The sequence below is a fragment of the Actinokineospora sp. genome (assembly GCF_050699995.1).
GTDB lineage: Bacteria > Actinomycetota > Actinomycetes > Mycobacteriales > Pseudonocardiaceae > Actinokineospora.
This window is the reverse complement of record NZ_JBOHGC010000437.1, coordinates 1-5,858: the sequence shown is the minus strand read 5'-3', so window position 1 is coordinate 5,858 and position 5,858 is coordinate 1. Positions and strand designations below refer to the sequence as shown.

Annotated in this window: 4 protein-coding genes; all 4 read right to left on the bottom strand. The window is 70.8% G+C overall.

What is annotated here, in order from left to right:
• On the bottom strand, window positions 1-2,420 hold a 2,420-nt coding region (locus ACRDSQ_RS21980; protein ID WP_431423671.1), incomplete at its 3' end, for a S41 family peptidase.
• Window positions 2,421-2,473: 53 nt separating this feature from the next.
• Complete coding sequence (locus ACRDSQ_RS21975; protein ID WP_431423669.1) at window positions 2,474-3,385, bottom strand: MazG family protein; 912 nt, start codon at window positions 3,383-3,385, stop codon at window positions 2,474-2,476.
• Window positions 3,382-4,377: a SurA N-terminal domain-containing protein gene (locus ACRDSQ_RS21970; protein WP_431423668.1), complete on the bottom strand. Its 996-nt coding sequence runs from the start codon at window positions 4,375-4,377 to the stop codon at window positions 3,382-3,384. The genes ACRDSQ_RS21975 and ACRDSQ_RS21970 overlap by 4 nt, the downstream gene beginning before the upstream one ends.
• Window positions 4,378-4,438: 61 nt before the next feature.
• On the bottom strand, window positions 4,439-5,858 hold a 1,420-nt coding region (locus tag ACRDSQ_RS21965; protein ID WP_431423667.1), incomplete at its 5' end, for a TRCF domain-containing protein.

The following is a 5,858-nucleotide window of genomic DNA, read 5'->3' as shown; positions in this document are numbered from 1 at the left end:
GGCTGGACCGGCCTGCCGTCGACCTCGACGATCGCGTCGCCGACACGCGCGGCCACGCCGGGGGCGCGCAGCGGTGAACGGGCGCGCGGGTCGGAGCTCTCGCCGGGCACGATCCTGGTGATGCGCCAGCGGCCGTCGTCGCCGCACGCGAGGTCGGCGCCGAGGAGACCCAGCCGCCGTTTGTGGTCGGCGCCGGTGCCGGGCGGGGCGAGGTAGGCGTGGGACGTGCCCAGTTCGCCCTGCACCTCCCACAGCAGGTCGATGAGTTCGTCATGGGAGCCAAGTGTTTCCACGAGCGGGCGGTACCGGTCGAGCACTCCCTGCCAGTCGACGCCGCCCATGTCCGCGCGCCAGAAGTGGTCGCGCATCAGCCTTCCCGCCTCGTCGAACGACTGCCGCCACTCGGCGGCCGGGTCGATCTCGACGCGGATCCGGCTCAGGTCGACGGTGATGTTGTCCTCGGAGCCGTCGTCGGAGTCCGGCCTGCGGTCGGCCGGCAGCACGCGCAGTGTTGCGCCGTCGCGGACGACGACGCGGTGGCCGTCGCCGCTGGTCCAGAACTCGTCGAGGCCGTCGACGAGGGTGTCGGCCTTGAGCTTGGCCAGGTCGAACCGCTCCAGCGAGGCCCGCGGCGCGTCTTCGCCGAGGTCGTCGAGGTCGTCACCGAGCGAACCGACGAGCGGGTCGCAGAGCCAGAGCACGCCACCCTTCGCCCCCCGCAGCTGCGAATAGCGCGCCGCGGCCACCGGAAAGGCGACCACACGGTCGGCGATGCCTTCGAGGTCGACGCCGGTCCGCGGCACATCGCCGTCGGATTTGTCGCTATCGGACTTGTCCTTGTCGTCCGCGTCGCCGAACGGCCGCCCCTCACGCATCGGCGCGAACGGCGAAGGTGTGGTGGCGGCGAGCGGCACCAGGTAGGGCCTGCTGCCGTTGGCGAAGGACAGGTCGAACACGTGCACGTCGTAGATCGGGTCGAAGCTGCGGGTCGACAGGAACGCGATGTGCTTGCCGTCCTGGGTGAACGACGGGTCGGAGTCGACGAACCGCAGCGGTGTCACGTCCACAATGGACAAGTCGGTGGTGTTGACCATCCTGATGTGCCGCAGCGGGTCGGGACCGGGGTGCGACCAGGCGAGCCAGCCGGAGTCGGGCGAGAACGCCAACCCGGCCGGGTCCGATTCCTGGGCCTTGACCACCTGACGGATCTCGCCGCTGTCGACGTCGACGAGCAGCAGCCTGCCGTCGTGCGTCACGACGCCGACGCGCCTGCCGTCCGGCGAGGCGGCCAGTTCGAGCACGCGGCCAAGCTCCCCCGCGCCCACTCGGCGCGGGCTGGTGCCCGTCGCCCGCCCCTCCACCGGCGCGAACTCCAAGGCGTCCTCGCCCTCCGCGTCAGTCACCCACGCCGTCTGGCCGGTGTCGCCGAGCACCTGCGGCAACCGTGCGCGCACACCGGGTTCCACCGACAGCACCCGCGCGGGCCCGTCGCGGTGGGTGAGCCAGTGGACGGTCCCGCGCACCTCGACCGCGCTGGCCCGGCCGGTCGTGTCCGGCCCGACGTCGCCGAGGAAGCGGGCGGGCGAAAGCCGGTAGGGCTGGCGGGATCCGCGTGGGCCGCCGAGGCGGACGTCGAGTTCGCGGGGTTCGGCGTCGAGGCTGTCGAGCAGCCAGAGCGACCCCGCGCTGTGGTAGATCACCCTCGTGCCGTCGGTGCTGGGGTTGCGCGCGTAGAACTTGTGGTCGCTGTGTGTGCGGAGGTCGCCGCCATCCTGGTCGCACGAGTAGATGTTGCCGATGCCCTCGTGGTCGGACAGGAACGCGATCCGGCCGCCGACCCACATCGGCGACACGAGATGTCCATCCACTTCGGACAAAATGCGGCGGAACTCGCCCTGGCCGTCGCGATCGACCCACACCTTGCCCGCCGTGCCGCCGCGATAACGCTTCCACCACGCGGGTTCGACCGAGATCACCGACCCGAGGACCACACCGTCCGGGCCGATCGACAGGGCGTCCAGCGGCCCGTACGGGAGCACCCGACTCGGTCCGCCGCCAAGCGGAACCGCGTGCGCCCAGCGGTGCCGAATGGACGACCGGCCGGTCGTCGTGTTCGCGATGACCTCACCCTCCGGCGTCCACCCGAGCACGGACGTGTTGACGTCGCCCCAGTACGTCAGCCGGTCGCTCGGCCCGCCGTCGACCGGCGCGGCGTGCACCTCCGGCTCCACGTCGCGGGTGCTCGCCCAGGCCAGAGTGCTTCCGTCGGGCGAGAATCGCGGGTTCCGCACGGGCACCTTGTCGGCGGAGACCCGCCAGGCGCGGCCGCCGTCGACCGGGGCCAGCCACACGTCGTCCTCGGCGACGAAGGTGATCAGGTCCTGGTGCAGATGGGGAAATCGGAGGTAGGCGTCGGTCACTCTGCCAAGTTAGCGAGATCCGCCGACATCTGCCCGAAGTTATCCACAGGTGGTCAGTCCGGCCAGTGCTTTCGCCAGATGTCGTGGGTCATCTCGGGCTCACCACTGGCCTTGGCGGAGCGCTCCGCGTCACGGACCTGACTCGCGAAGCGGCGGGCCACGGCGCGCAGTTCGGCCTCCGGGTCCTGCCCGGCGAGCTTCGCCAGCGCGGCGAGGTCGAACAGCCGGGAGCCGACATCGGTGTGCTTGGGCAGCAGGTCGCCGGGCAGCCCCGCGCGGGCCGTGCGCTGCGCCAGCTTGGCGGCGAGGGCGAGCGCGGGCTGCCCCATCGCCACTCCGTCCACACTGGACTCGCGGCGCTTCTCCTGCTGCTTGAGCTCTTCCCAGCGGTTTTCCTGGGTCGCCGCGTCGCGGACCGCCGGGTCGCCGCCCGCGAACACGTGCGGGTGCCTGCCGACGAGCTTCGCGACCAGTTCGGCCGCGACGTCGTCAATGGTGAACGGGTCCTCGGTATCCTCTTCGGCCACGCGCGAGTGGAAGAGAACCTGGAGCAGCACATCGCCCAGTTCCTCGCGCAGCGCCGGGCGGTCGTCTTCCTCGATTGCCTCGAGCAGCTCGAAGCACTCCTCGACGAGGTACTGCCGCAGTGAGTCGTGGGTCTGTTCGGCGTCCCAGGGACAGCCGCCGGGCGACCTCAGCCGGTCCATGACCTGGGCGGCGGCGACCAGACCCGCGCCCGCTGTGACGTGCACTGGCGAACCCGCGGCGACCAGATCCGCGACCGCGTCCAGCGACGACGTCAGCACCACGGCATCGGCTTCGGCGGCGATGTCCGCGGGCATCGAGGCGTCGCCCAGAGCCGGGTCGACCTCACCCGCGACATACACCTTCGCCGCCGCGCGCAGCAGTGGCACCGCGTCCGCCGGAACCGTGTTCCCGCGAACCAGCACCACCGCGACGGTCATTGGCCGGCGTTCTTGATCGGGATGACCACGCCCGTGGTCTCACCCTCGCTCGGCGCGATCGCCATGCCGGCGAGGTCCCACACGCCGTAGCGGGGGCTGATCTCCACACCCACCTGCTGTGAGGTGCCCTGCAGCATGCGCGGGCCGAGGGTGGTGGCCAGCCGGGCGTCGGCGGGCTTGTCGTCCGGACCGGGGGTGGCGTTGGTCTCGCGCTTGCGGATCACCGCGACCACCCAGCCGGCGTTCTGCGGGTTCGGCTGGAAGGCGATCACGCTGTTGAGCGGGGCGCCGAACAGGACGCTTCCCGCGATGTCCGGCGCGAGCGCCGGGGTGATGGTCTCGCCGCGCGCCGCCTGCAGGCCGCCCGCCACGTCGGCGTCGATGATCTTGCCTGCCTCGTCGAGGCCCACGGCGAGCTGATTGGCCTTCGCGATGGCCTTGTCGCGCAGCGAGCCCGGCTTGTCGTCGGGGCCGCCGGGGGCGACGAGGGTGAAGTCGAACGTGACCGAGAGACCCGGGGCGCCCTTGCGGCCGATCTCGGCCAGAGCGAGGTAGTCGCGGGCGATCTCCGTGGGCTCGAAGGCCCGGTTGACCGCCTGGTCGACGATCTGCTCCGGCGAGGCGGACCCGTCGGTCGGCAGCGGCTGGAACGAGCCGGACAGCTGCCCGGCCAGTTCGGTGACCGTGGCCTCGTTGATCGCCACGTTCTCCTTGGCTGTGTGCGCCGCGATGAGCTCGTGCAGGATCAGCTGGCGCAGCACGGCCCGCGAAAGCAGGTCGAGCTTGCGCTGGTCGGCGAGCTGCTGGACGGCGGGCTCGGCCTGTCGGGCCTTGTCCACCAGCTCCTGCACCCGGTTGACCGCGATGGTCTTGCCATTGACTATGGCGGCGGCGTTGGCCTGTCCCGGCCCCGTGGAACAGGCGCTGAGCAGCAGCCCGAACACGGCGAGCAGGACGACGAGCGGGCGTCGACGACGAATGACGGTGGTCACAGTGCCGTAGCCTCTCACAGCGCTCGCGTCGGCTTCACTATCGGGTTACGGCTGGGCCAGGTCAGGACACCGCCACCGGGGCCGCCGCCAGCGAATCCAGGAACTTCGCGCACCAGTCGAGCAGGTCGCGGTCGCGCAGCACGGGAGCACCCATCCGACCTCCCGCCGCGCCCTCGGTGGGCCGCGGGATGGTGATCGTGTCGGTGACCGCCTTGTGCACGGCCTTCGGGTAGAGCCGCTTGAGCCGCACCATCTGCGAGTCGCGCAGCGGCATCGGCGCGAAGCGGATGTTGCTCCCCTGCGCGATCACCTCGGTGACCCCGTGCGCGCGGCAGGCCTGGCGGAACGCGGCCACCGCGAGCAGGTTGACCACCGGTGTCGGCGGCTCGCCGTAGCGGTCGACCAGTTCCTCGCGGACGGCGTCGAGACCGGCGGCGTCCGGGGCCGCGGCGAGTTTGCGGTAAGCCTCCAGGCGCAGCCGCTCGCCGGGGACGTAGTCGTGCGGGATGTGCGCGTCCACCGGGAGGTCGATGCGGACATCGGCCAGCTCCTCCTCGTCCTCGGCGCCAGGAGCGCCCGCGTGCTTGCGGAAAGCCTCGACGGCCTCGCCGACCAGGCGCAAGTAGAGGTCGAAACCGACGCCCGCGATGTGGCCGGACTGCTCCGCGCCGAGGATGTTGCCCGCGCCGCGGATCTCCAGGTCTTTCATCGCCACGGCCATACCCGCGCCGAGTTCGGTGTTCTGCGCGATCGTGGCGAGCCGGTCGTGCGCGTGCTCGGTGAGCGGCGACTCCGGCGGGTAGAGGAAGTACGCGTAGCCGCGTTCCCGGCCGCGGCCGACCCGGCCGCGCAGCTGGTGCAGCTGCGCAAGACCGAGCATGTCGCCGCGCTCGACGATCAGCGTGTTGGCGTTGGAGATGTCCAACCCGGTCTCGACGATCGTGGTGCAGACGAGCACGTCGTACTCGCGTTCCCAGAAGCCCTGAATGAGCTTCTCGAGTTTGTCCTCGTTCATCTGGCCGTGCCCGGTGACCACGCGGGCCTCGGGGACGAGTTCGCGGATGCGGCGTGCCGCCTTCTCGATCGAGGAGACGCGGTTGTGCACGTAGAACACCTGTCCGTCGCGCAGCAGTTCACGGCGGATGGCGGCGGCCACCTGCTTGTCGTCGTAGGCGCCGACGTAGGTGAGGATCGGGTGCCGGTCCTCCGGCGGGGTGAGGATGGTCGACATCTCCCGGATGCCGGCGAGCGACATCTCCAGCGTCCTCGGGATCGGGGTGGCTGACATGGTCAGCACGTCGACGTGGGTGCGCAGGGCCTTGATGTGTTCCTTGTGCTCCACACCGAACCGCTGTTCCTCGTCGACGATCACGAGGCCGAGATCCTTGTACCGCACGGTCTTCTGCAGCAATCGGTGCGTGCCGATCACGATGTCGACCACGCCGTCCGCGAGACCCGCCATGGTCTGCGCGGACTCCTGC